The sequence below is a fragment of the Arthrobacter methylotrophus genome (assembly GCF_039539965.1).
GTDB lineage: Bacteria > Actinomycetota > Actinomycetes > Actinomycetales > Micrococcaceae > Arthrobacter > Arthrobacter methylotrophus.
Genome location: NZ_BAABED010000001.1, coordinates 1,494,596 through 1,520,290 on the forward strand (window position 1 = coordinate 1,494,596; position 25,695 = coordinate 1,520,290).

Annotated in this window: 24 protein-coding genes; 15 read left to right on the forward strand and 9 right to left on the reverse strand. The window is 63.3% G+C overall.

Annotated features, from left to right (window positions below):
• The first annotated feature begins 3 nt into the window (after nt 1-3).
• From whiA to ABD884_RS07280, 7 genes are all read left to right on the forward strand, one after another.
• Nucleotides 4-984 (forward strand): DNA-binding protein WhiA, encoded by a 981-nt coding sequence (whiA, locus tag ABD884_RS07250; RefSeq protein ID WP_345041536.1) that lies wholly within the window; start codon nt 4-6, stop codon nt 982-984.
• A gap of 109 nt (nt 985-1,093) precedes the next feature.
• Complete coding sequence (locus tag ABD884_RS07255; RefSeq protein WP_028267347.1) at nt 1,094-1,717, forward strand: superoxide dismutase; 624 nt, start codon at nt 1,094-1,096, stop codon at nt 1,715-1,717.
• Nucleotides 1,718-2,002: 285 nt separating this feature from the next.
• Complete coding sequence (gap, locus tag ABD884_RS07260; protein WP_345041547.1) at nt 2,003-3,013, forward strand: type I glyceraldehyde-3-phosphate dehydrogenase; 1,011 nt, start codon at nt 2,003-2,005, stop codon at nt 3,011-3,013.
• 9 nt (nt 3,014-3,022) lie between these two features.
• Entirely contained in the window at nt 3,023-4,249 is a 1,227-nt protein-coding gene (locus ABD884_RS07265) for a phosphoglycerate kinase (RefSeq protein WP_345041566.1), read from the forward strand.
• A gap of 83 nt (nt 4,250-4,332) precedes the next feature.
• Nucleotides 4,333-5,148 (forward strand): triose-phosphate isomerase, encoded by an 816-nt coding sequence (gene tpiA, locus ABD884_RS07270; RefSeq protein WP_345041572.1) that lies wholly within the window; start codon nt 4,333-4,335, stop codon nt 5,146-5,148.
• Nucleotides 5,149-5,195: 47 nt separating this feature from the next.
• Nucleotides 5,196-5,453 (forward strand): preprotein translocase subunit SecG, encoded by a 258-nt coding sequence (secG, locus tag ABD884_RS07275; protein WP_028267343.1) that lies wholly within the window; start codon nt 5,196-5,198, stop codon nt 5,451-5,453.
• A 125-nt stretch (nt 5,454-5,578) separates the two neighbouring features.
• Entirely contained in the window at nt 5,579-5,977 is a 399-nt protein-coding gene (locus tag ABD884_RS07280) for an RNA polymerase-binding protein RbpA (protein WP_345041594.1), read from the forward strand.
• On the opposite strand, the gene pgl is transcribed toward ABD884_RS07280, so the two are convergent.
• Genes pgl through tkt form a run of 6 tightly spaced genes read right to left on the reverse strand, consistent with a single transcriptional unit; the run spans nt 5,930 to nt 14,188 of the window.
• Nucleotides 5,930-6,748 carry a 6-phosphogluconolactonase gene (pgl, locus tag ABD884_RS07285; RefSeq protein WP_345041603.1) on the reverse strand — a complete coding sequence of 273 codons (819 nt, stop codon included), beginning with the start codon at nt 6,746-6,748 and terminating at the stop codon, nt 5,930-5,932. The two genes, ABD884_RS07280 and pgl, sit on opposite strands and share 48 nt — an antisense overlap.
• Before the next feature lie 8 nt (nt 6,749-6,756).
• The gene (locus ABD884_RS07290; protein ID WP_345041610.1) at nt 6,757-7,680 is read right to left on the reverse strand and encodes a glucose-6-phosphate dehydrogenase assembly protein OpcA; all 924 of its coding nucleotides are present in this window, start codon (nt 7,678-7,680) and stop codon (nt 6,757-6,759) included.
• Nucleotides 7,677-9,242 carry a glucose-6-phosphate dehydrogenase gene (zwf, locus tag ABD884_RS07295; protein WP_345041618.1) on the reverse strand — a complete coding sequence of 522 codons (1,566 nt, stop codon included), beginning with the start codon at nt 9,240-9,242 and terminating at the stop codon, nt 7,677-7,679. The genes ABD884_RS07290 and zwf overlap by 4 nt, the downstream gene beginning before the upstream one ends.
• 15 nt (nt 9,243-9,257) lie before the next feature.
• Nucleotides 9,258-10,889, reverse strand: a complete 1,632-nt coding sequence (locus ABD884_RS07300; protein ID WP_345041622.1) for a glucose-6-phosphate isomerase — start codon at nt 10,887-10,889, stop codon at nt 9,258-9,260.
• Between the two features lie 5 nt (nt 10,890-10,894).
• The gene (gene tal / locus ABD884_RS07305) at nt 10,895-12,013 is read right to left on the reverse strand and encodes a transaldolase (protein ID WP_345041628.1); all 1,119 of its coding nucleotides are present in this window, start codon (nt 12,011-12,013) and stop codon (nt 10,895-10,897) included.
• Nucleotides 12,014-12,070: 57 nt separating this feature from the next.
• Nucleotides 12,071-14,188, reverse strand: a complete 2,118-nt coding sequence (tkt, locus tag ABD884_RS07310; RefSeq protein WP_345054667.1) for a transketolase — start codon at nt 14,186-14,188, stop codon at nt 12,071-12,073.
• A 534-nt stretch (nt 14,189-14,722) separates the two neighbouring features.
• On the opposite strand from tkt, the gene ABD884_RS07315 reads away from it, so the two are divergent.
• The gene (locus ABD884_RS07315; protein WP_345041633.1) at nt 14,723-15,685 is read left to right on the forward strand and encodes a heme o synthase; all 963 of its coding nucleotides are present in this window, start codon (nt 14,723-14,725) and stop codon (nt 15,683-15,685) included.
• A gap of 342 nt (nt 15,686-16,027) precedes the next feature.
• Here the strand turns inward: ABD884_RS07315 and ABD884_RS07320 are convergent, their stop codons facing one another.
• The 3 genes from ABD884_RS07320 to ABD884_RS07330 are packed head-to-tail and all read right to left on the reverse strand — an operon-like array spanning nt 16,028 to nt 18,763.
• Nucleotides 16,028-16,972 (reverse strand): COX15/CtaA family protein, encoded by a 945-nt coding sequence (locus tag ABD884_RS07320; protein WP_345041638.1) that lies wholly within the window; start codon nt 16,970-16,972, stop codon nt 16,028-16,030.
• Between the two features lie 58 nt (nt 16,973-17,030).
• On the reverse strand, nt 17,031-17,801 hold the full coding sequence (locus tag ABD884_RS07325) for an ABC transporter permease (RefSeq protein ID WP_345041643.1): 771 nt from the start codon (nt 17,799-17,801) through the stop codon (nt 17,031-17,033).
• A complete protein-coding gene (locus tag ABD884_RS07330; protein ID WP_345041652.1) occupies nt 17,798-18,763 on the reverse strand; it encodes an ABC transporter ATP-binding protein in 966 nt (321 codons plus the stop codon). The genes ABD884_RS07325 and ABD884_RS07330 overlap by 4 nt, the downstream gene beginning before the upstream one ends.
• Nucleotides 18,764-18,900: 137 nt before the next feature.
• Here ABD884_RS07330 and ABD884_RS07335 point away from each other — a divergent pair, with 137 nt between their 5' ends.
• The 7 genes from ABD884_RS07335 to ABD884_RS07365 all read left to right on the forward strand — a co-directional run bounded on the left by ABD884_RS07335 (nt 18,901) and on the right by ABD884_RS07365 (nt 25,677).
• Nucleotides 18,901-19,686: a helix-turn-helix transcriptional regulator gene (locus ABD884_RS07335; RefSeq protein WP_345054672.1), complete on the forward strand. Its 786-nt coding sequence runs from the start codon at nt 18,901-18,903 to the stop codon at nt 19,684-19,686.
• Between the two features lie 11 nt (nt 19,687-19,697).
• Nucleotides 19,698-21,173 carry a Fe-S cluster assembly protein SufB gene (gene sufB, locus ABD884_RS07340; protein ID WP_345041658.1) on the forward strand — a complete coding sequence of 492 codons (1,476 nt, stop codon included), beginning with the start codon at nt 19,698-19,700 and terminating at the stop codon, nt 21,171-21,173.
• Nucleotides 21,174-21,175: 2 nt separating this feature from the next.
• Nucleotides 21,176-22,504: a Fe-S cluster assembly protein SufD gene (gene sufD / locus ABD884_RS07345; RefSeq protein ID WP_345041662.1), complete on the forward strand. Its 1,329-nt coding sequence runs from the start codon at nt 21,176-21,178 to the stop codon at nt 22,502-22,504.
• 25 nt (nt 22,505-22,529) lie between these two features.
• The gene (locus tag ABD884_RS07350) at nt 22,530-22,886 is read left to right on the forward strand and encodes a non-heme iron oxygenase ferredoxin subunit (RefSeq protein ID WP_028267331.1); all 357 of its coding nucleotides are present in this window, start codon (nt 22,530-22,532) and stop codon (nt 22,884-22,886) included.
• A gap of 38 nt (nt 22,887-22,924) precedes the next feature.
• The gene (gene sufC, locus ABD884_RS07355) at nt 22,925-23,719 is read left to right on the forward strand and encodes a Fe-S cluster assembly ATPase SufC (protein ID WP_028267330.1); all 795 of its coding nucleotides are present in this window, start codon (nt 22,925-22,927) and stop codon (nt 23,717-23,719) included.
• A 14-nt stretch (nt 23,720-23,733) separates the two neighbouring features.
• The gene (locus ABD884_RS07360; RefSeq protein ID WP_028267329.1) at nt 23,734-24,066 is read left to right on the forward strand and encodes a metal-sulfur cluster assembly factor; all 333 of its coding nucleotides are present in this window, start codon (nt 23,734-23,736) and stop codon (nt 24,064-24,066) included.
• Nucleotides 24,067-24,249: 183 nt separating this feature from the next.
• On the forward strand, nt 24,250-25,677 hold the full coding sequence (locus ABD884_RS07365; RefSeq protein WP_345041686.1) for a class I adenylate-forming enzyme family protein: 1,428 nt from the start codon (nt 24,250-24,252) through the stop codon (nt 25,675-25,677).
• The last annotated feature ends 18 nt before the right edge of the window (nt 25,678-25,695 follow it).

Here is a 25,695-nt window from a genome sequence, read left to right on the forward strand (position 1 = left end):
GCGATGGCACTGACCGGATCGGTCAAGGAAGAACTTTCCCGGCTGGACATCAAGAAGTCGTCCGTCCGCAAGGCCGAGGTCTCGGCCATGCTGCGTTTTGCCGGCGGACTGCACATCATTTCAGGCCGCATTGTGATCGAGGCAGAGGTTGACCTGGCCTCCACGGCGCGGCGACTGCGTGCCGCGATCGCGGAAGTGTACGGGCACCAGAGCGAGATCATCGTCGTCTCCGGCGGGGGGCTCCGGCGCGGTAGCCGCTACGTGGTCCGCGTCGTGCGCGACGGCGAGGCCCTGGCCCGCCAGACGGGCCTCTTGGACGGCCGGGGACGGCCTGTACGCGGGCTGCCGTCCGCCGTCGTCAACGGTTCGGCGTCCGACGCCGAGGCAGTGTGGCGCGGCGCTTTCCTGGCGCACGGTTCACTCACCGAACCCGGCCGCTCATCTTCTCTCGAGGTAACGTGCCCGGGCCCGGAATCCGCGCTTGCCCTGGTGGGAGCCGCCCGTCGCTTGGGCATCCAGGCCAAGGCGCGGGAAGTACGCGGCGTCGATCGCGTGGTTATTCGTGACGGCGACACCATCGCCGCATTGCTCACCCGGATGGGCGCCCATGACGCCCTCATGGTGTGGGAGGAACGCCGCATGCGCAAAGAAGTCCGGGCTACCGCCAACCGGCTCGCGAACTTCGATGACGCCAACCTGCGCCGCTCGGCCCAAGCCGCCGTTGCGGCGGGGGCCCGCGTGGACCGGGCCTTGGAAATCCTGGGCGACGACGTTCCGGACCACTTGAAGTACGCAGGCGAACTCCGGGTGGCGCACAAGCAGGCCAGCTTGGATGAACTGGGCCGGCTCGCTGATCCGCCCATGACCAAAGATGCGATCGCGGGGCGGATTCGCCGGCTGTTGGCCATGGCGGACAAGCGGGCTGGAGACCTGGGCATTCCGGGAACTGAAGCAAATGTGACCCCCGAAATGATGGACGAATAAAACAGCCGCCCTAGAATCATCAGGGTGTAGATTTCCGGCCGGTTCGCCGATCGGATGAACAATACGAGAGTTACCAACCGGACCCCGGTCCACTACATTGGAGGATTTCGTGACAGAGTACGTACTGCCCGAGCTCGGCTACGACTACGCAGCACTTGAGCCGCATATTTCGGCGAAGATCATGGAGCTGCACCACAGCAAGCACCACGCTGCCTACGTAGCCGGCGCCAACAACGCCCTGGCTCAGTTGGCCGAGGCCCGCGACAAGGGCGACTTCGCCAACATCAACCGCCTCTCCAAGGACCTCGCGTTCCACACCGGTGGCCACATCAACCACTCTGTGTTCTGGAACAACATCTCTCCGGACGGCGGCGACAAGCCCGAAGGTGAGCTGGCTGCGGCCATCGACGACGCCTTCGGTTCCTTCGATGCATTCCGCGCCCAGTTCACGGCAGCCGCCCTCGGCTTGCAGGGATCAGGTTGGGGTTTCCTCGCCTACGAGCCCATTGGCGGAAACCTGCTCATCGAGCAGCTCTACGACCAGCAGGGCAACGTCGCAGTCGGCACTACCCCGCTGCTCATGCTGGACATGTGGGAGCACGCTTTCTACCTGGACTACGTGAACGTCAAGGCTGACTATGTCAAGGCATTCTGGAACATTGTCAACTGGGCAGACGTCGCCAAGCGCTTCGAGGCAGCCCGCGCAAACGCCACCGGGCTGATTGTTCTGTAGGGAATTACCTGCCGTTTCGGTGAGTGACGCGGAATACACAAGGATGTAACAAACTTCACATTCAGGTGAATTTCGCCCAAATACCGGATTGCCTGCCCCCGCAGTTGCGGGGGCAGGCGTAGTTAAACGTAAGATAGGTCACGGAAGGCGGTTAGCCTTCAGCAATGTGGCTGGTCGCCCTCCGATCTGATAATCACTTCTGCCCAAAGATGTGCGGGAATTGTTAGTTGGAATCAAGATCCGACTCACTAGGTGTGCTTGCAAGAGCACCAAGGAGACTGAATAGTGACCACCCGTATTGGAATCAACGGCTTCGGCCGCATCGGCCGCAACTACTTCCGGGCAGCACTCGCCCAGGGCGCCGATCTCGAAATTGTCGCGGTCAACGACCTCACCAGCCCCGAGGCGCTCGCCCACCTGTTGAAGTACGACTCCGTCGGCGGTCGCCTGACCCAGCCCGTTGAAGTCAAGGATGGCAACCTTATTGTTGACGGCAAGATCATCAAGGTCCTCGCAGAGCGCGATCCCGCAAACCTCCCGTGGGCCGAGCTCGGCGTGGACATCGTCATCGAATCCACCGGCTTCTTCACCAAGGCCGCTGCCGCGCAGAAGCACATCGATGCCGGTGCCAAGAAGGTCCTGATTTCCGCTCCGGCTTCCGACGAAGACATCACTATCGTCATGGGTGTCAACCACGAGCTTTACGACCCCGAGACGCACCACATCATCTCCAACGCTTCCTGCACCACCAACTGCCTAGGCCCGCTGGCCAAGGTTGTCAACGACGCGTTCGGCATCGAGCGCGGCCTCATGACCACGGTGCACGCCTACACGGCGGACCAGAACCTGCAGGACGGCCCCCACAACGATCTTCGGCGCGCCCGTGCCGCCGCCATCAACATGGTTCCCACCTCAACGGGTGCTGCCAAGGCAATCGGGCTCGTCCTTCCGGAGCTCAAAGGCAAGCTCGACGGCTACGCCATCCGCGTTCCGGTCCCCACCGGCTCCGCCACCGACCTGACTGTCACCGTTTCCCGCGAAGTCACCGTTGAGGAAGTCAACGCAGCCCTCAAGGCAGCCTCGGAGACCGAGCAGTTCAAGGGAATCCTCAGCTACACGGCAGACCCGATCGTCTCCTCGGACATCGTCGGCGAATCTGCTTCTTCGATCTTCGATTCCGGATTGACCAAGGTCATCGGCAACCAGGTCAAGGTTGTTTCCTGGTATGACAATGAATGGGGCTACTCCAACCGCCTCGTTGACCTCACGGAGCTCGTCGCATCCAGGCTGGGCTAGGGTAGACACATGACATCTCACACCCTCAACGAACTCATCGCTGAAGGTGTCCGCGGGCGGTATATTCTCGTCAGAAGTGACTTGAATGTGCCGCTCGACGGCTCTACAGTGACCGACGACGGCCGCATCAAGGCCTCACTCCCGGTCATCGAAAAGCTCTCGGACGCCGGTGCCCGCGTGCTCGTCACCGCCCACCTCGGACGCCCCAAGGGTGCTCCCGAGCCCAAGTACTCGCTCAAGCCGGCCGTGGCGCGCTTTTCGGAGCTCGCACCGTTCAAGGTCAAGCTCGCGGAAGACACCGTGGGCGACTCCGCCAAGGAACTCGCCGGCTCCCTCGAGGACGGCGACGTCCTGGTCCTTGAGAACGTCCGTTTTGACGCACGCGAGACGAGCAAGGACGACGCCGAGCGCGGCGCCTTCGCTGATGAGCTGGTCGCCCTGACCGGCGGGAACGGTGCCTTCGTGGATGACGCCTTCGGCGCCGTGCATCGCAAGCATGCCAGCGTTTACGACGTCGCCACCCGGCTTCCGTCCTACCAAGGAGACCTCGTGCACACCGAGGTCGAGGTACTGCGTAAGCTCACCACGGATACCCAGCGACCGTACGTCGTCGTTCTCGGCGGCTCCAAGGTTTCGGACAAGCTCGCGGTGATCGACAACCTCCTGGGCAAAGCAGACACCATCCTCGTCGGTGGGGGTATGCTCTTCACCTTCCTGGCCGCGTCCGGTCACAAGGTTGCGGGCAGCTTGCTTGAAGCAGACCAGATTCCCGTGGTCCAGGACTACCTCAAGCGAGCTTCCGACGCTGGTACTGCCTTCGTCATTCCCACCGACGTCGTGGTCGCCAGCCGCTTTGCTGCGGACGCCGAACACGAAGTGGTTGCGGCGGACGCGATCGAGGACAGCTCATTCGGTGCCGCAGGCATTGGCTTGGACATCGGACCGATATCCGCAGCAGCTTTCGCCGAGCAGATCAAGGCCGCGAAGACCGTGTTCTGGAACGGCCCCATGGGCGTCTTCGAGTTCGAGGCCTTCTCGGGCGGCACCCGCGCCATCGCCCAGGCATTGACTGAGTCCTCGGCATTCACCGTCGTCGGCGGTGGAGACTCTGCTGCGGCAGTCCGGACCCTCGGTTTTGAGGACTCGCAGTTCGGCCACATTTCCACTGGCGGCGGCGCCAGCCTGGAATACCTCGAAGGCAAGGATCTTCCCGGCCTGAGCGTTCTGGACCGCTAGGCCACACAGCCGGCGGGTCGCCCTTCACAAAAGAGGCGCGTGCCCCGCCGGCTTCCCCATCTCAACGCATTTATGGAGCACACATGACAATTTCTGCCAATGGATACTTTGTTCGAAAGCCCTTTATTGCCGGCAACTGGAAGATGAACATGGACCACGTCCAGGGCATCACTCTGTTGCAGAAGCTGGCATGGACCTTGTCCGACGCCAAGCACGATTACAGCCGGGTCGAGGTTGCAGTCTTCCCGCCGTTCACCGACCTCCGTGGTGTGCAGACGCTTGTGCAGGGAGACGAGCTGGACGTGGTCTACGGCGGCCAGGATCTCTCGCAATTCGACTCGGGAGCCTACACGGGAGACATCTCCGGACAGTTCCTCAACAAGCTCGGTTGCGCCTACGTCCTGGTGGGCCACAGCGAACGCCGCACCATCCACCACGAGGACGACCTGATCCTCAACGCGAAGGTGAAGGCTGCCTTCCGCCACGGGGTGACGCCGGTCTTGTGCGTCGGCGAGGGCCTTGAAGTCCGCCAGGCCGGCACGCATGTCAAGCACACCCTGGCCCAGTTGCGCGCCGGCGTCGAAGGTCTCTCCGCAGAACAGGCAGGCGAACTGGTTGTAGCCTACGAGCCTGTCTGGGCTATCGGGACAGGCGAAGTCGCCGGTCCCGAAGACGCGCAGGAAATGTGCGCCGCGATCCGCGCCGAGCTCGCATCCTTGTTCGGCGATGCCGTCGCGGCCAAGACCCGTCTCTTGTATGGCGGTTCGGTGAAGGCCAACAATGCGGCGGCAATCATGGTCGAAGGCGATGTGGACGGCTTGCTGGTGGGTGGAGCGAGCCTGGACGCTGCTGAGTTTGCTAACATTGTCAGGTTCGAGAGCCACCTTAGCGCGGCTTAGTCCGTTTCAGGTTCCGCTCCCGTTTTCCGTTCTTCTGAAAGGCCGTCGTGGACGTTCTTCAAGTCATTCTGCAGATTCTGCTGGGCATCACCAGTCTTCTGCTGACGCTGCTCATCCTCCTGCACAAGGGGCGTGGCGGCGGGTTGTCCGATATGTTTGGCGGTGGCATGAGCTCGGGACTGAGTTCTTCGGGTGTCGCAGAACGAAACCTCAACCGCTTCACCATCGTTTTGGGCTGCACTTGGGGCGTCGTGATCATCGGACTCGGCCTCATTATGAGGTTCACTTCGGGCGGTAATTCCTAGACCCACGCGGGCCAGTTCCCGGGCAAACAAAACTGCCCGGAAGCAGGTCTGCCGCCATCCGGATCCCCGCATTAGACTAGGCTCCGTGGCCTTCACCGCCATGCACCCGGCTCGCAAGGGGATCGATGATGGTTCATGGTACTTCAGGTTTCCGGGGCACGCGGGCTGGCGTAACAGCTGGCTCTTCCCCAAGAAACAAGCCCGACCCGCTCGTTGGCGAGAGCCTGCCGCGTATTCGTGTCCCTTATTGGTGCGCCAAGGGACACGAGACGCGGCTCGTTTTCATTAAGCTCCCGGAAGACCAGATTCCGTATCGGTGGGACTGCCCGAAATGTGGTCTGATTGCCGTTCGCGAACAAGGCGAGGCGACCATGGAGCGGGCGGACGAAGAAGTCGTCAAGAGTCACCTGGATTACGTTAAAGAAAGACGCTCCAGCCAAGACGCGGAAATGGTCCTGGCCGGAGCGCTCAAGCGGCTACGCGCCCGCAGGATCCTTACGGATGAGCTGCTGGGGGACCCGTGAGGCCGCATTTTCATCAATGAGCCACAGGGTCCTGGATCGGCCGCTAGGGCCGGAGGCAGGAACCTGGATCGGATTGGCCCCGGCGAGGGCCAGCCCCACGGCCCCGGCCTTGTCCTCGCCCGCCACAACCATCCAGATCTCCTGGGCCGAATTGATGGCGGGGAGGGTCAGGGAAATCCTCGAAGGCGGTGGCTTGGGGGAGTTCTCGACCCCCACCACGGTGCGATCCTGCACGCGGATCCCCGCCTGTTCAGGGAAGAGCGAGGCAATGTGCGCATCCGGACCGATGCCTAGGAGAAGGACATCGAAGCGGGGCAACTCTCCGGCTTCCTCCGGACGATTGTCCGAAGTATCCGCGGCGTGTTCTGCTTCCGCGGCGGCCTTGAGCCGGGCCGCGTAGTCCACCGCGGCGTCCTCTGCCGTGGCGAACTCGTCCGATGAACCGGGTTCGTGCACCCGGGCGGGATCTACAGGCAGGCTGGAAAGCAACGCTTCTCGGGCCTGCACTGTGTTGCGGTCTTGACTGTCCTTGCCAACGAAACGCTCGTCACCCCACCAGAAGTTCACCCGGGACCAGTCGACCGCGGGCGCAGCAGGGGAGTCGGCAACCGCTTTCAAGGTGCCGATGCCCACGGTGCCGCCGGTGAGGACCACTGTGGCTTCACCGTGCTTGTCTTGTACGTCCACCAGCTTGGTGATCAGTCGTGCGGCGATCGCGGCCATAAGGACAGCGGAGTCGGGATGGATGCTTACTCTGGGGTTAGCGCTCACTGGATCGGTCACTCCTTGCTATTCGTTCGGGGCAGTCCCATAGTAATCACTTCTCCGAAGACATCGTCCGGGTCGAGGCGGCGTAGTTCTTCGGCGAGGCAGTCCCGCAGGCTGCGGCGCGGGAGGGAGATCCGTTGGGCGGGCTGGCCTGGTTGGGTGAGTTCGGCGATGGTCAGTCCGGGGCGGACCAGTTGGACGTCGCCGGTGGCACGGCTGAGCCGCACGCGGCGGATCCCCGTTCCGGCGGGATCGGCGACGATTTGGACCGGAGCCTCGAGGAACAGCGTGAGCCAGGCGGCGAGGAGGATGGTGCTGGGTGAATCGGAGGCGCCCTCGACTTCGATCGCCGTGACGGGGGATTCGTCCACTTGGTCCAGGGCGGCGGCGAGTTGGAGGCGCCAGTTGGTCAGGCGTGTCCAGGCGAGGTCGGTGTCTCCTGCCCGGTAGGTTTTCCGGATCCGGGCCAGTGCTGCTGCGGGGTCGGGTTCGTTGGCGGAGTCGGTGATCCGGCGGTGCGCGATGCGTCCGATGGAGGTCTCGCAGGCGTTCTCGGGGGCGCCGTTCGGCCACCAGGCCACGATGGGTGCGTCGGGCAGGAGCAGGGCCGCGACGAGGGATTCGCTTTCCTTGGCGAGTTCCCCGTAGCCGCGCAGCACGATGACTTCCGAGGCCCCGGCGTCCCCGCCGACCCGGATCTGGGCGTCGAGGCGGGTCGGTGCCTGGGCGCCGGCGTCCGCGAGGACGATGATGCGGCAGGGGTGTTCGCGGCTGGCGTCGTTGGCTGCCTCGATGGCTTCTTCTTCCAGCCCGGATTTGGTGACCACTACCAGGGTCAGGACGCGTCCGAGGGCGATCACGCCTCCTTGCTCGCGCAGGGAGGTGATCTTCTTGGAGATCTTGGAGGTGGTGGTGTCCGGCAGGTCTACGATCATGGCCTTCTCCAGGTTCGTCCGTCGCGGGCAAGCAGCTCATCGGCCGAGGCCGGGCCCCAGCTGCCGGGAGCGTAGGGTTCGGGTTGTTCGTCCAGGGACGCCCAGTAGTCCTCGAACGGGTCAAGGATCTTCCAGGACTCCTCGACTTCGGCGTGCCGCGGGAACAGCGGGGGTTCGCCCAGGAGCACGTCCAGGATGAGCCGTTCGTACGCTTCGGGGCTGGACTCGGTGAAGGAGTGCCCGTAGCCGAAGTCCATGGTCACGTCGCGGACTTCCATCTGCGTGCCCGGGACCTTGGACCCGAACCGGATCGTGGCGCCCTCGTCGGGCTGGACCCGGATCACCACCGCGTTCTGACCGAAGTCATCCTCCCCGTGCCCGCGGAAGAGCAGGTTCGGTGCGCGTTTGAACACCACGGCGATCTCCGTGACCCGGCGCCCGAGGCGTTTACCGGCACGCAGGTAAAACGGTGCCCCGGCCCAGCGCCGGGTATGGATATCCAGGCGGATCGCGGCGAACGTTTCGGTCTTCGAATCGGCCGGGATGCCGTCCTCGTCCAAATACCCCTGGACCAGTTCCCCGCCTTGCCAGCCGCCGGTGAACTGGCCCCGGGCCGAGTGGGTGGACAGGTCCTCGGGCAGCCTGACCGCGGCCAGGACCTTTTCCTTCTCGGCCCGCAGGTCATCGGCGTTGAAGGAAATCGGCTCTTCCATGGCCGTCAACGCGAGCAACTGCAACAGGTGGTTCTGGATCACGTCCCGTGCCGCCCCGACGCCGTCGTAATACCCTGCACGGCCCCCCGTGCCGATGTCCTCGGCCATCGTGATCTGGACATGGTCCACATAGTTCGCGTTCCACAAAGGCTCGAAGAGCTGGTTCGCGAAACGCAGTGCCAGGATGTTCTGCACCGTTTCCTTGCCCAGGTAATGATCGATACGGAACACCGCGTCCGGCGGGAACACGGACTCCACAATATCGTTCAGCTGCCGGGCGGATTCCAGGTCATGACCGAAGGGCTTCTCGATCACCACCCGCCGCCACTGCCCGTCCCCGGCCTGGGCCAGACCGTGGCGGGAGAGCTGCCGGCAGACCTGCTCGAAGGCCTTGGGCGGAATCGAGAGATAGAACGCATGATTCCCCCGCGTTCCCCGGGTCTCATCCAGTTCATCAAGAGTGGCACTCAGACGCTTGAACGCCTGATCGTCATCGAACTCCCCCTGCACGAAACGGATACCCTCGGAAAGCTGGCCCCACACCACCTCATCAAACGGCGTCCGGGAATACGCTTTGACGTTCGCCCTGACCTCGTTGGCGAAGTCCTCGCTACTCCAGTCGCGCCGGCCAAAGCCGACCAACGCGAAACTCGGCGGCAACAGCCCCCGGTTGGCGAGGTCGTACACTGCGGGAAGGAGTTTCTTACGGGCAAGATCACCGGTGACTCCGAAGAGCACCAGCGATGACGGCCCGGCAATGCGGTTCAGACGGCGGTCACGCGGATCCCGGAGGGGATTGCGGCGGGTAGCCTTTCCGGTGGACCTGTAACCGATTTCAGTTTCTGGCATGTTTGGGTTTGTGCCTTAGCTTTCGAGCGGGCTGGTCTGGCCGGCAAGCGCAGCGATGATGTCCTGGAGCTGGGCGACCCCGGCTCCGCGATCCGTGAGGTGCAGGCGCAGGACCGGACGGCCGTGGTTCTCCAGGACCTGGGCATCGCCGGCGGCCTGGGCCGCGATGAGCTGACCGAAAGTGAACGGCCGTTCCGGGATGGCGATGTCGCCGTTCGCGGAAGCCGTTACCTGCAGGAATGAACCGATGGCCGGGCCGCCCTTGTGGAACTGTCCGGTGGAGTGCAGGAAGCGCGGACCCCAGCCGAAGGTGACCGGGCGGCCGCTGAGGCGGGCGAGTTCGTCACGGACACCCTCGAACCCGGCGTACGCGATCCGGTCGAAGTAGGCCTGGACGCTGAGGTAACTGTCGTCGTCGAGCGTTCCCAAGAGGGCTCCGACGGCTTCCTCTGCGGTGGCTGCACCACGGAGCCAGTCACCGCCGCGTACTTCGATCGCGCCGTCGGTGAACGCGGCGGGGGTGGGTTCGGGACGGGCGTCCAGCAGGCCGCGCGCGGCGATCTTGGCCGCTTCGACGTCGGGCTGGTCGAAGGGGTTGATGCCCAGCAGGCGCCCTGCGACCGAGGTGGCGAATTCCCAGAGGAACATCTGCGTGGCCAGGCCACCGGCGATCGCCGCTTCGTTCTCACCGAGTTCGACGTCGGAGTCCGCACCGACCAGGCGGATCACCAGGACGTCGTCCGCGCCGCTGCTGACCTCGGGGGCGGAAGGACCGGCAACGACCGGCAGCACGCCCGTGCCGAGCTTGCCGGTGGACTCGGCGATGAGTTGTTCGGCCCAGTCCGCGAAGCCGACAATGCCGGAGCCGTCTTCGACGATGAGGATCTTGTTGCGCAGCGGGGTGGTGCCGCCCAGGGCAGCGCCGAGCCGGAGCCCGATGTTTTCGGGGGAGTCCTCGTTCAGGATCTCCGCTGCTTCCTCGGCCTCGTCCAGGAATGCCTGGATATCGACTCCGGCGAGGCCGCTGGGGACCAGCCCGAAAGCCGTGAGCGCCGAGAAGCGGCCGCCGACGTTCGGGTCCGCGTTGAAGACGGCCCGGTAGCCGGCTTCCCGGGAGGCCTTGTCCAGCGGGGACCCCGGATCGGTCACGATGATGATGCGGCTCTTGGCATCGATGCCGGCCAAGGTGAAGGCCTGCTCGAACACCCGTCGCTGCGAGTCGGTTTCCACGGTAGAGCCGGACTTGGACGAGACCACGATAGCGGTCTGGGCCAGGCGGTCCGTCAGGGCGGCACCGAGCTGTTCGGGGTCGGTGCTGTCCAGCACGGTCAGCTCGACGCCGGCGGTGCCGGCAATGACCTCCGGAGCAAGCGAAGAACCGCCCATGCCACACAGGACAATGCGGGAGACACCTTCTGCCCTGAGGGCATCCCGGAGTTCCAGGATTCCTTCGACCAAGGACCGGGAAACGGTCGCCGCGTCCACCCATCCAAGACGGATGGCGGACTCGGATTCGGCATCGGGACCCCACAAGGTGTGGTCCTTCGCGAAAATCCTGGTGGCAATCCGGTCTTCAACAAGTGCCGGGACGTGCTGCTCGATGGCCTGCTGCGCAGCACCGCTGGCGTCGTAGCTGAGAGTGCTCATGTGGGTTAGGAAGCCTTCCGTGCAGAGGCAAGGGCACCTTCGACGTCGGCCAGGAGTTCCTTCCAGCTGGCCACGAACTTCTCCAGGCCCTCGGACTCAAGCTGGGCGACGACGTCGTTGTAGGAAATACCCAGGCCCTCCAGTGCGTTCAGGACGCTGTTTGCTTCCTCGTAGGTGCCCGTGATGGTGTCCCCGGTGACCACGCCGTGATCGAACGTGGCGTCGAGGGTCTTTTCCGGCATGGTGTTCACGACGTCGGCGGCGACCAGTCCGGTCACGTACAGGGTGTCGGGGTAGGCCGGGTCCTTCACACCCGTGGAGGCCCACAGCGGACGCTGCGGGAGCGCACCGGCTTCGGCCAGGACGGCCCAGCGTTCGGTGGAGAACAGCTCTTCGTAGACCTGGTACGCGAGCCGGGCGTTGGCCACGCCTGCCTTGCCCTTGAGGGCCTTGGCTTCCTCGGTGCCCAGGGCGTCCAGGCGCTTGTCGATCTCGGAATCCACGCGGGAGACGAAGAAGGACGCCACGGAGTGGATCCGGGAGAGATCGTGACCGTTTTCCTTCGCCAGCTCCAGGCCGGACTGGAAAGCGTTGATGACGGCCCGGTAGCGTTCCAGGGAGAAGATCAGGGTCACGTTGACGCTGATGCCCTCGGCCAGGGTAGCCGTGATGGCCTGGAGGCCTTCCAGGGTTGCCGGGATCTTGATCAGGACGTTGTCCTTGTTGACCTTCTTGTAAAGGTGCTTGGCCTCGGCGATGGTGCCTTCGGTGTCCCACGCCAGGCGGGGATCCACCTCGATGGAGACCCGGCCGTCCACGCCCTTGGTCGCGGCGGCGACCGGGGCGAACAGATCGCAGGCATCGGCAACATCGGTGGTGGTGATCTCGAAGATCGTCTCCTCGACGCTTGCGCCCTTCGCGGCGAGCCCGGCGATCACGGCGTCGTAGTCGCTGCCGGAAGTGATCGCGGCGTGGAAAATCGACGGGTTGGTGGTCACACCGACAACGTTCTTCTCGTCGATGAGCTTCTGCAGGCTGCCGCTGGAAAGACGTTCCCGTGAAAGGTCATCCAACCAGATGGACACGCCGGCGGCGGAGAGTTGCTGGGTGGGAGTCGTAGTCATTTCTTTAATCTCCTTGGAAATTTGTTCGTTGCAGTAGAAGTCGTTTTAGGCGCTTTTTCAGTGACCGAGACCTGCGAGGGAGTCCTTCGCGGCGGCAGCGACTGCTTCTGCCGTGATGCCGAACTCCTGGAACAGGCGCTGGTAGTCCGCCGAGGCACCGAAGTGCTCCAGGCTGACGGAACGGCCGGCGTCACCGACGAATTCCTTCCAGCCCAGGGCAAGGCCTGCCTCGACCGAGACACGGGCCTTCACGGCGGCCGGGAGCACCGACTCACGGTACGCGGCGTCCTGCTTGTTGAACCACTCCACGCACGGCATGGAGACAACACGGGCAGCGATACCCTCGCCCTGAAGCGCTTCGCGGGCCTTCACAGCGAGCTGGACCTCCGAACCCGTGGCGATCAGCAGCACCTGCGCCGGGACCGTGGCACCATCCCTGGATGCCTCGGCCAGGACGTACCCGCCCTTCGCGACCCCGGCCGGGGAGCCGAACGTGTCACCGTTCGCGGCTCCTTCGCCGCGGGCATAGGTGGGGATGTTCTGACGGGTCAACACGATACCGGCCGGGTTCTCGTGGTTCTCCAACATGGTCTTCCACGCTACGCCCACCTCGTTCGCGTCACCGGGACGGACCACGTCCAGGCCCGGAATAGCGCGCAGGGTAGCGAGCTGTTCCACCGGCTGGTGGGTCGGGCCGTCCTCGCCCAGACCGATCGAATCATGGGACCACACATAGATCGACGGGACACCCATCAGGGCACCGAGACGGATCGCCGGCTTCTGGTAATCGGAGAAGATCAGGAACGTACCCGAGAACGCCCGCGTCCGGCCATGCAGGGAGATGCCGTTCACGATCGAGGCCGCAGCATGCTCGCGGATACCGAAGTGCAGCACCCGCCCGTACGGGTTGCCCTTCCACGCTCCCGTGGAACGGGAAGCCGGAATGAACGACGGCGAACCCTCGATCGTGGTGTTGTTGGACTCGGCAAGGTCCGCCGAACCGCCCCACAGCTCCGGAAGAACCGGACCGATCGCGTTCAGGACCTTCCCGGACGCGGCCCGGGTCGAGACGTCCTTGCCCGCTTCGAACACCGGCAGAGCGGCGTCGAGTTCGACCGGAAGCTTCTTAGCCTCGATCCGCTCCAGCAGCGCAGCACCCTCGGGGTTGGCGGTCTGCCATGCCTCGAAGGATGCCTGCCATTCGCTGCGCTCGGCTGCACCGCGTTCGACGACGGCACGGGCGTGTGCCAGGACGTCCTGGTCAACCTCGAAGGACCTGGCCGGGTCAAAGCCCAGAACCTCCTTCAGGGCCGCGACTTCCTCGGCACCCAGGGCCGAACCGTGGATCTTGCCCGTGTTCTGCTTCTTCGGCGCCGGGTAACCGATAATGGTCCGCAGCGAAATGATCGAGGGCTTGGAAGTCTCCGCCTTCGCGGCCAGCAAAGCCGAGTACAGCTCCTGGACATCCTCGACGTATTCACCCGTCCGGGTCCAGTCCACCCGCTGCGTGTGCCAGCCATACGCCTCGTAACGCTTGAGCACGTCCTCGGTGAACGCGATGTCGGTGTCGTCCTCGATCGAAATGTGGTTCTCGTCGTAAACCACCACAAGATTGCCCAGCTCCTGGTGCCCGGCCAGGGAGGAAGCCTCCGAAGTCACGCCTTCCTGGAGGTCGCCGTCGGAAGCAATGACCCAGATGGTGTGGTCGAACGGGCTCTCGCCGGCAGGAGCATCGGCGTCGAACAAACCCCGCATCCGGCGCTGGGAATACGCAAAGCCCACCGAGGACGCCAGACCCTGACCCAACGGGCCCGTAGTGATCTCCACACCCGCGGTGTGCTTGTATTCCGGGTGCCCCGGGGTGAGCGAGCCCCAGGTACGCAGCGCTTCGAGGTCCTTCAGCTCCAACCCGTAGCCGGAAAGGAACAACTGGATGTACAGGGTCAGCGAGGTGTGTCCGGGGGAGAGGATGAACCGGTCACGGCCGATCCAGTCCGGGTGCTTCGGGTCGTGGCGCATCAGCTTCTGGAAAAGAAGGTACGCGGCCGGCGCCAAGCTCATGGCCGTGCCCGGATGACCATTACCGACCTTCTCCACGGCGTCAGCGGCCAAAACGCGGATGGTATCTACCGCCCGTTGGTCCAGGCTGGTCCAAGTCAGTTCTTGCTCTTCCAAATGTGGCACGGGAACCGAGCCCCTCTCTGTGCTGACGGCTGGGGGTGGGACATGGCAGGCCTCGGGGCACAGGATGGCGCCCGCTGCGAAGTGTCTACCAGCCGTTCACCATTGAATCGTTGATCTTTCATCCAGACATGCAAATCTGAGAATACGCTTTCTCGGAAACCTGCGTGAGCTGATCTGCAGACAGCTTAGCCCGCTTCGCGGCCCGAAATGGTGGGAATCTCAAAAAATGCACGCAAATTCCGCTTTATGAATCACGGCGACGCGAAAGTGCCGGTGAACTTTCGGAAACAAAGGAAAGTTCGCCGGTGCCGCCGCGCCGAGCGGGCCACGGTATGATATCTGGAGGCCGGCAGCGGCCAGTGCGCCATTGAATGCACAGAGATCGAGTGCACAGATTCAAGGCACGCATCGAGAGCATGGAAAGAAAGCCCGGATACGAATGCACGCTTCGCCGCGTGCCCCGGACTTTGAAGTGCCTTGACGTGCAGGCACGGCTGCTGTGAGAACACCAGAGCAAAGAACAGAGTGACTGCCAACGTGAGCACAACAGATACGCCCCTCAATCCTTCCCCGGCTGTGGCGAGGAGCGGACTTCCCCGTAAGTTCAAGGCGTATCTGGCACTGACCAAACCCCGCGTGATCGAGTTGCTCCTAGTCAGTACCCTGCCCACCATGATCTTTGCCCAGCGGGGTTTTCCCTCCATCGGATTGATACTGGCCACCTTGGTGGGCGGCGCCTTCGCCGCCGGTAGTGCCGGGGTCTTCAACTGTTACATCGACCGCGACATCGACAAGTTGATGCACCGCACCGAAAAGCGACCCCTCGTGACGGGTGAAGTCACTCCCCGCGAAGCACTTGTCTTCGCTTGGATCCTTGGGGCCGCGTCCATCGCCATCCTCTGGTTCGGGGCCAACCCGCTTTCGGCGTGGCTCGGTCTCGGTGCGATTGTTTTCTACGTTGTCATCTACACGATGATCCTTAAGCGCCGCACGGCGCAGAACATCGTGTGGGGCGGCGCCGCAGGTTGCTTCCCGGTGCTCATCGCCTGGGCTGCGGTTACGAACACGGTTGAGTGGCCCGCCGTCGTACTCTTCATGGTGATCTTCCTTTGGACTCCTCCGCACTATTGGCCGCTTTCGATGCGCTATGGCGAGGACTATCGCAACGCCAACGTCCCCATGCTGGGTGCCATCGCCGGTGCCAAGGTGGTTTCCGTGCAAGTGGTGCTCTACGCCTGGGCTATGGTGGTGTGCTCGTTGCTTATGGTGCCGGCAGGCGGTGCTGGCTGGGTGTATACGATCGTGGCTGTCCTCGCGGGTGCCTGGTTCCTGTATGAATCCCATGCGCTCTACAACAGGGCCCAGGGCGGCGATGTCTCGAACAAGGGAGCCATGAAGGTCTTCCACGGATCCATCAGCTACCTGACCCTGCTATTCATTGCCCTCGCAGTGGACCCGTTCATCGGTTCCCCGATCCTCGGCGGCTGACGTGCCCGGTTCCCCGATCTTCGGCGTCACCCGAGGACGCCCGCTCACTTTTTACAGCTAAAAGACACAAACCCTCCTTCAGACATAAGGGCGTATCGTCCGACGCACGCTCATGTAGTTGAGCCCATATGACAACCCTCCCTCACATCTGTGACACGTCCACATGCGCGAGGGAGGGTTGTCATTTTTGCCCGATCGGATCGGGCGTTTGGGCTGGGGCGTGATATGTGATGGAGCGTTTGGGTTTGGGAACCCATATCTGATGGAGGGTCGGGTGAAGACGCAGGATAAATGCGCGAGCGTCTGAACCCGCGGCCGGGGAGTTGGGCGCAGGAGTGCGCCCTAGCGCTTAGGGCTGAAGCGCGCCACATCCGCCGCGTTGGTGGCCGCACTCATGAGCAGGGCGGCACCCAACATGTGGGCGCCCACCAAGAGCGCCGGAATGCCGTTGTAGTACTGGGTAAAGCCAATGACCGCCTGTAGGACCGTCACAGCGAGAAGCGTGAGTGTTGCCGTCCGGAACGGGCCGGTGATTCCCTTGCGAAGGACGAGGTAAACAGCAAAGAGGGTTCCCGCAGTGATGAGGTAAGCGGGCACAGCGTGGATATGTGAGACGAGGTCCCAATCGAGATCATTGCGCGGTGCATTGGCATCGCCGGCGTGGGGTCCTGCGCCCGTCACTACAACACCCAGGCACACGGCAATCGCGGAGAAGAACGCGACGGCGGTCATGACGGGGCTCATCGCGCCGGGAATCGATTCCAGCGGCCGCGTCATGAAGCGGCCGGTCCGGCCGTAAGCGCGGTTGACCAAGAGTGTGGAGAAGACAATCAACGCCATGGAGACGAGGAAGTGCAGTCCGACCACCCAAGGGTTGAGATTGGACAACACGGTGATGCCGCCGATGATGGCCTGCGCCGGAATGCTGGCAAGCAGGCCCAAAGCCAGAAGGAAAAGGTCCCGCCGGTGCTTGCGGAGGTTCCATAAGTAGACCAGCGTTAAGACGGCAACGGCCGCCAAAGCGAAGGTCAGCATCCGGTTACCGAATTCGATGAAGCCGTGGATGCCCATCTCCGGAGTATTCACCAGCGAACCGTTGGTGCAGCGTGGCCACGTCGGGCAGCCGAGCCCTGAAGATGTCAACCGGACCGCACCGCCGGTCACCACAAGGATCGTCTGGCCGATCAACGACAACATCGCCAGCCTGCGCACGGTGCTGTTGACTTCCGTAGGCAGCTTGGCGGCCATCTGCCGGATGGATTTCGGGAGGCGGGAATCCGTGCTCACAGTGTTCTCAATTCTGAATTCTCAGTTCCAGTTGACGGTTCGGTTCCAGGGCAGACGCTCAATTCCACTTGAACCAGCGGACGGCCGCTGCACCGGGGATGACCGTCCACAACAGCAGCACCAGGACGTAGGGCCACGAGACGCTGCCATGGAGAAAAGCGTCCCGGAGGGACTGGCCCAAGGCGCCCGAGGGCAGGAAATGTACGATGCTCTGAGCAAGCGCGGGCAAACGCTCGGCGGGAACCACGATTCCACCTAGGGCACCGAGCAGAATCCAGAGCAGGTTGGTGATGGCGAGGGTCGCCTCCGGGCGTACCGTTCCGGCAACCAAGAGGCCCAGCGCCGTGAAGGCGGCGGCTCCGAGGACCAACAGGCCCAGGCCCGGAAGCCAGCCTTCCGGCCGTGGCTGCCAGCCAAGCAATGCCGCAACGGCCCCGATGACCAGGACTTGGAGGACCAAGACAGCCAGGACAGCGATGATCTTGCCTGCGATGAGGCCGGTCCGGCCCAAAGGTGTAGTGGAGAGGAAACGGAGGACGCCGTAGCGGCGGTCGAAGCCAGTGGCGATACCTTGGCCGGTGAATGCCGTTGACATCGCACACAAGGCCAGGATGCCGGGTACCGCGATGTTCACGCGGCTGTCTCCCAAGCCATCCAGGAGCGGGGTGACTGTGAGCCCCACCAAGGCCAACAAAGGCATGATGACGGCGAGGATCAGCTGTTCGCCGTTCCGGATCATGGTCAATGTTTCGTAGCGGCCTTGGAGCAGGATCCTACGCAGCAGGGGAGCCGGTCCGGCGTGGGGTGTTGTGACTATCGCGGGTGTCATCGGATGTCCCTTCCGGAGATGTCCAAGAAGACGTCTTCCAAGCTGCGTGCCTCCAGACGAAGGGACGCAGGCATGATGCCCTTCTCCGCCCACCAGGCAGTGAGCTTCGCCAAATGTTCCGGTGTCAGGGTGCCGACCACCGCGTAGCTGCCTGCCCGGCTTTCCGTGATGGTCAGTTCGTTGCCGATGGCTGCCGCGATGTCGAGACCCGCGGGAGCGTCAAACAGCAGGGTGCGTTCCGTTATCCCGGCCATGTCTTCGTGTCCGTGGCTCAGCAGCTCGGCAACGGTGCCTTGGGCGACATTGCGGCCGGCGTCGATGATGTACACGTAGTCCGCGAGTCGCTGGGCGTCGTCCATGAGGTGCGTGGTGAGAATGATGCCCATGCCCGCATCCCGCAGTTCGGCGATCAGTTCGAAGACGATTTGGCGGGACTGGGGATCGAGCCCCGCACTGGGTTCGTCCAGGAAGAGGACTTCGGGATTGCCGATCAGGGCGGCTGCAAGCGAGAGCCGTTGTTTCTGCCCGCCGGACAAGCGGCGGATCCCCGTGCGGCTGAATGTATCGATGCCCAGGCGTTCAACGAGCTCTTCCAAGGGAAGGGGGTTCTGGTACATGCCGGCAATGTGCCGAAGCAAGGGGATGGGCCGGGCCGACGGCGGGAGGCCCCCGTCCTGAAGCATTACGCCGACGCGTGAACGGAGGTTTGCTCCGGCCGTGTCGGGGTCGTCGCCGAGGAGTTCAATACGACCGCCGGTGCGCTTTTGAAGGCCCTGCGCGCATTCGAGCGTCGTTGTTTTGCCCGCGCCATTGGCACCAAGCAAGGCAGTGATCTGGCCGCGTTCTGCAAACATTGACAGTCCGCTGACCACCCGGAGCATTTTGCCGTCAAGGGAAGCCAGCGGGCCGACGTCCTTGATGAGTCCGTCGATATTGAGGACAGGGGATTCGGGGGATCGCACCAGAGTATTCTACGTGAAGTAGTAGGGATGCGGTGGGCACTGCGCTGCAGGCCAGCCTTGCCTTACTGGATGCATGGACTAAATTACGACATGATTGTGTTGTGTATTCCATGACGAGTTCTGTTTCCGTGCCCGCAATGCGGTATGGCGCAGTCATGCCCATGCCCGGCGGCACCGCCGCGGGAGTGGCTGATGCGGAAGACCGCACGAGAGACCGTGTTCTCAACGCGGTGTTGGAGCACGGCCCTGTCAGCGCGGCTGAACTCGGCGACATGCTGGGCTTCACTCCCGCGGCGGTTCGCCGGCACCTGGATCACCTTCAGCGAGCCGGGGTTATCGAGGTCAAGCGTGTCGCGAAGGCCGGCGCCGGCGCAGGCCGCCCGGCCCGTCGCTATGTCCTCAGCTCCCAGGGCCAGTCGAAGCTCGGAGACGACTACCTGAACATTGCCAGTTCGGCGCTGCGGCGGCTGCGGGACCTTGGAGGCGAAGAAGCTGTCAGGGACTATGCGGTAGAGCGCTTTGCCGAGATGGAGCAGCGCTACGCACCCGAAGTTGATGCAGCGGGTTCCGACATCGCGGCCCGCGCTGGGGCACTGTCCAAGGCACTGAGCAGGGACGGCTACGTCGCCTCCGCTGCGTCGATTGAGACCAAGTCGCCTTTGCCTGCCGCGCTTTCCAGCGTCCAGCTGTGCCAAGGCCATTGCCCCATCCAGCAACTTGCAGCGGAATTTCCCGTGTTTTGCGACACTGAGACCGAACTTTTTTCCCGTTTGGTCGGCGTCGATGTCCGCAGGCTTTCCACTCTCGCGCAGGGCGGACATGTCTGCACCACCCACATTCCTACTGGCAGGCCAGCCGCCAAGGAGGCCCTCGGGCTTCCCAAGCTGCGGGCCACGCCCCATGTCGAATCCAACAATCAGTAAGAAAGGCCGTGATGACGGGTCAATTAGCTGAAGGAACAGCAGAGAAAGCGCTAGCTGACGGTGCTGTGATCTCGGAGATTCTGGAGAAGAATCCCGAGCTGCACGGTATTGGCACCTACGAGTACGGATGGTCCGACAAGAACGACGTCGGCGCCAACGCGCGCCGGGGTCTCAGCGAAGAGGTCGTGCGTGACATTTCCGGCAAGAAGAACGAGCCGGAATGGATGCTGGACCTGCGCTTGAAGGGTTTGAAGTACTTCGACCGCAAGCCCATGCCCACCTGGGGTGCAGACCTCTCCGGCATCGACTTCGACAACATCAAGTACTTCGTGCGCTCTACCGAAAAGCAGGCTGCCACGTGGGAAGACCTCCCCGAGGACATCCGCAATACCTATGAGAAGCTGGGCATCCCGGAAGCGGAGCGCAGCCGCCTTGTTTCCGGTGTGGCCGCGCAGTACGAGTCCGAGGTGGTGTACCACCAGATCCGTGAAGACCTGGAAAAGCAGGGCGTCATCTTCCTGGACACCGACACGGCACTTCGCGAGCACCCGGAGATCTTCCAGGAATACTTCGGGACCATCATCCCGGTGGGCGACAACAAGTTCGCTTCGCTGAACACGGCTGTGTGGTCCGGCGGTTCCTTCGTTTACGTCCCCAAGGGCGTCCGTGTGGACATCCCGCTGCAGGCCTACTTCCGCATCAACACGGAAAACATGGGGCAGTTCGAGCGCACCCTGATCATTGCGGACGAGGACTCCTACGTCCACTACATCGAAGGCTGCACCGCCCCGATCTACACTTCGGACTCGCTGCACTCCGCCGTGGTGGAAATTATCGTGAAGAAGGGCGCCCGCGTCCGTTACACGACCATCCAGAACTGGTCCACCAACGTGTACAACCTGGTCACCAAGCGCGCCATTTGCGAAGAGGGCGCCACGATGGAGTGGATCGATGGCAACATCGGCTCCAAGGTGACCATGAAGTACCCGGCTGTCTACTTGGTCGGCGAGCACGCCAAGGGTGAGACACTTTCCATCGCCTTCGCCGGCGAAGGCCAGCACCAGGACACCGGTTCGAAGATGGTCCATATCGCGCCGAACACCAAGAGCTCCATCATCTCCAAGTCCGTGGCCCGCGGTGGCGGACGTGCAGCTTACCGAGGCCTTGTTCAGGTCCGCGAAGGCGCCAAGCACTCCGCCAATACCGTGCGTTGCGACGCCTTGTTGGTGGACACCATTTCCCGCTCCGATACCTATCCCTACATCGACATCCGCGAGGATGATGTGGTGATGGGTCACGAGGCCACCGTTTCCCGAGTCAGTGAGGAGCAGCTCTTCTATCTGATGTCCCGCGGTATGCCCGAGGACGAGGCCATGGCCATGATCGTGCGCGGCTTCATTGAGCCGATTGCCCGTGAGTTGCCGATGGAATACGCCCTTGAACTCAACCGCCTGATTGAACTGCAGATGGAAGGATCCGTCGGTTAGCAATGACTGAAATTACTACTGAGAAGGCCCGCATCGGCGCGCCGTCGGCACAGCCGTTTATTGATGGCTTCACCGAAGAGGGCGAGAACCTCTCGCCGGTCAACACTGGAACCAACACTTCGACTACCTCCGAGCAGGCGTCCAAACAGGCGCCGTCGGCCGGTCCTCTTGCCGGAGCCTCGGCCAAGAGCCACTCCCACGGGGGCGGTGTCGGCATTCCCGACAGCTCGCGCGCAGGTCGCCTGACCTCTTACAAGGTGGCTGACTTCAAGCCCCTCACCGGGCTGGAAGAGGACTGGCGCTTCACTCCGCTCAAGCGCCTTCGTGGACTTCACAGCGAGGTCCTCAGCGGTTCGGCGCCCTCCGTCGCCGTAACCGCCCCTGAAGGCGTCGTCGTCGAAACCGTGGGACGGGACGACAAGCGCATCGGCCTGGCGGCCATCCCGGAGGACCGCGTGTCCGCGAACGCCTGGGAGAACTTCAGCGAGGCGACCGTCATTACGGTGCCTGCCGAACTGCGGCTCGACGGCGAAGTGTCCGTGCTGCTCACCGGCACCTCCACTGAAGCCTCCGCGCAGCACATCGTGATCGTGGCAGAGCGGTTCTCCAAGGGTGTAGTCGTCCTCGACCACCAGGGCAGCGCCGTCGTGTCCGAGAACGTTGAAATCCTCGTGGAGGACGGCGCGGAACTCACCGTCATCTCGGTCCAGGAATGGAACGACGACGCCGTGCATGCCTCCTCGCAGCAGGCCAAGATCGGCCGCGACGCGAAGTTCAAGCACATTGTTGTCAGCCTCGGCGGCGACGTTGTCCGCGTGACGCCCTCGACCCGCTTCACGGCGACGGGCGCCGACGTCGAGATGTTCGGCTTGTACTTCGCCGACGCAGGCCAGCACCTCGAGCAGCGGCTTTTCGTTGACCACGCGGTGGCCAACTGCAAGTCCCGCGTGCTCTATAAGGGCGCCCTGCAGGGCCGCAATGCACACACAGTGTGGGTTGGCGACGTCCTGATCCGCAAGGAGGCTGAAGGCACCGATACCTACGAGGCCAACCGCAACCTGGTCCTCACGGACGGCGCACGCGCCGACTCCGTGCCGAACTTGGAAATTGAAACCGGCTTGATCGAGGGTGCCGGCCACGCCAGCGCCACCGGCCGCTTCGATGACGAACACTTGTTTTACCTCATGGCGCGCGGAATCCCGGAAGACGTCGCCCGCCGTTTGGTGGTCCGCGGCTTCCTCAACGAGATCATCCAGCAGATCAAGGTGCCGGCACTCGAAGAGCGCCTGACCGAAGCTGTTGAACGTGAGCTCGCTGCGAGCGACAACTAATAGAAGCCAGGCAGGGAAACAGACTATGAGCGATCAGCCACAAGGCGAACTGGTATGCAACGCCAACGAGATCCAGGTCAAGCAGGCGCTGCGCATCCTGATCGATGACTACCCCATAGCCATCGTCAAGGACTCGATGGGAGAGATCCACGCCATCGGCGACACCTGCTCGCATGCGGATATTTCGCTCGCCGAGGGTGAAATCGAAGGTTGCGCGATCGAATGCTGGGGCCACGGTTCCCAGTTCGACCTCCGCACCGGACAGCCCTTGCAGCTCCCTGCCTACGACCCCGTCCCCGTCTTCGCCGTCACCCTTGATGGCGACGACGTCTACGTGGACGTGACCAACGTTGTGAACGGCGCCTCGGTACAGAACTACTGAGCGCCAAGTGCCTAAAGACTTACGAAAGAAAGAAGAGCATGTCTACTCTTGAGATCAAGGACCTGCACGTCAGCATCGAGACGGAGCAGGGCACCAAAGAGATCCTGAAGGGCGTCAGCCTGACCATCAAGACCGGCGAGACCCACGCGATCATGGGCCCCAACGGTTCGGGTAAGTCCACTTTGGCGTCCACCATTGCCGGCCACCCGCGCTACAACGTCACGAGCGGCACCATCACGCTCGATGGCGAAGACGTTCTGGCCATGAGCGTCGACCAGCGTGCCCGTGCAGGCGTCTTCCTCGCCATGCAGTATCCAGTAGAGGTTCCGGGTGTCACCATGACCAACTTCCTGCGCACCGCAAAGACCGCAATCGATGGCGTAGCACCGGCCCTGCGCACCTGGACCAAGGACGTCAAGGCGGCCATGCAGCAGCTGCGCATCGACGCCGACTTCGCACAGCGCAACGTCAACGAAGGCTTCTCCGGTGGGGAGAAGAAGCGCGTGGAGATCCTCCAGCTGGAACTTTTCAAGCCGAAGTTCGCCGTGTTGGACGAGACCGACTCCGGCCTCGACGTCGACGCGCTCAAGGTGGTTTCCGAGGGCGTTAACCGCGCCCACGCGACGGGAAACATGGGCACGCTGCTCATTACCCACTACACACGCATCCTGCGCTACATCAAGCCGGACTTCGTTCACGTGTTTGTTGACGGACAGGTTGTTGAAGAGGGCGGCCCCGAATTGGCCGACCGTCTTGAAGAAGAAGGCTACGACCGTTACGCCACGGGCGCCGGCGCAGCCACCATTGCTGCTGCCGCAGCAGCACAGGCCTAGTTAGGACTCCCGCCATGACCGAAATCAAAGCGGCTCGCACCAGCCTCGAGGACGTCGAGGAGGCGCTCAAGGATGTCATTGACCCGGAACTCGGTGTCAACGTGGTGGACCTTGGGCTGCTGTACGGTCTGAAGTACTCGGAGGACGACGGCGCACTGCTCATCGATATGACGCTGACAACTGCGGCATGTCCGCTGACGGATGTGCTTGAAGAGCAGGTCGGCCAGTCGCTCGACGGCATCGTGGACGACTGGCGCCTCAACTGGGTGTGGATGCCGCCATGGGGTCCCGAGCGGATCACCGATGACGGCAAGGACCAGATGCGGGCCCTCGGCTTCAATATCTAGCAAGAACGACGACGGCTGGTCTCCTCCCCCGCGGAACGAGACCGGCCGTCGTCGTGTGTTGGAAGGGGGCCGGCGTAGGCCCAGCCGCCGGCCCTTTCGCTGTCTTGACGCCCCAAAGGGGGCTATAGGAGCGATAGACGTCACAGAAGGGCCCGGGGATTCGTCAGCGGCTAAGATTCGATGATGCCCTTTCTGAACAAACTTCAACTCTGGGCCGACGAGCGCCCCGACGACACTGCCGTCGTCGTGGGCGGCAAACGCCTCAGCTGGACGGAGCTGCGGGACGCGGCAACCGTGCGCCTCGTGGAGACGGCAGCGACGACGATTCTCGCCGAGCCCAATTCCCTGGACTTCGTGGTGGACTACGTGGCCGCCGTAGCTGGCGAACGGTGCTGCGCCGTACTCGACCCGTTGTGGCCGCAGCCCATGCTCGACGATGTTGCCCAGCGGATCGGTGAAGCGCAGCGAGGCAATAGTGCGGGGTTGGCTGCTGCCCAGGCGTTTGCCGGCGGCGGTGAACTGCTTGACGGCCAGCCCGACTCCGCGTTCCTGATAGGCCTGACGTCCGGAACCACGTCCGTTCCCAAAGCTTTCACCCGTTCGCGGCGTTCGTGGCAACTCTCGTTTGATGCCTCCATCGAATTCTTCGGGCTGGCACCGGAGGATAGAACGTTGGCCCCCGGGCCCCTCGCCGCGAGCTTGAACCTGTATGCACTCTCGGAATGCCTGTATGCCGGGGCGGCTTTTCACACGCTGGAGACCTTCGATGTCGGCGATGCCCATGCAGCCATCAGCCACGACGGCGTTACGCGCTTGGTCCTGGCGCCCACCGTGCTGCGCCTCTTGAGCGAACGCGGCTTGGCTGGGGGTGTGGACGCCTCTGGGCTGCGCAGCATCATCTGCGCTGGCTCGAAACTGGACGCCCGCACGTTGGAGGCCGCCAGGCGTTGGGCCCCCAACGCGGCGATCTTCGAATATTACGGTGCCTCCGAACTCAGTTTCGTTTCGGGGACGCGCCTTGCTGCCGGGGAGCCGCTCGACGCCGGCGGTACGGGGATCGGCGGGCCGTTTCCCGGCGTCGAACTCAAGATCATGGACGACGGCGGCGCGGAGCAAGCCGAGGGGGCCCACGGCAACATCTCCGTCCGCTCGGGCATGGTCAGCAATGGCTATTTGTGGGGAGATGACGGCCAGGCGCTGCGCTGCTTCAACGGCTGGTACACGGTGGGGGACCAAGGCTACGTGGACGCCGGGGTCCTGCATATCCTTGGCCGGCGATCGGACATGATCATCACGTCGGGGAAGAACGTTTATCCCCACGAGGTGGAGCTTGCCCTGGCCTCGGTTCCCGGAGTCTCGGCGGCTGTCGCTGCTGGAATGCCAGACGAGGTACGCGGGGAGAAAGTGGTGGCAGGGATCCTCCCCGCCTACGGTTCGGTGACGGCAACCCAAGTGAAGACGGGCCTGGACGGCTTGCTCGCGCGGGACAAGCGGCCCCAGCAGTATTTCGCGCTCTCCGAATTGCCGGTGACGGACCGCGGAAAGGTCAGCCGCCAGATCCTTCTGGACTGGATCAAGAACAACGATCCGCGGCTGAGGCCCCTTGCTTAGCGGCTTGTCTAGCCCGTT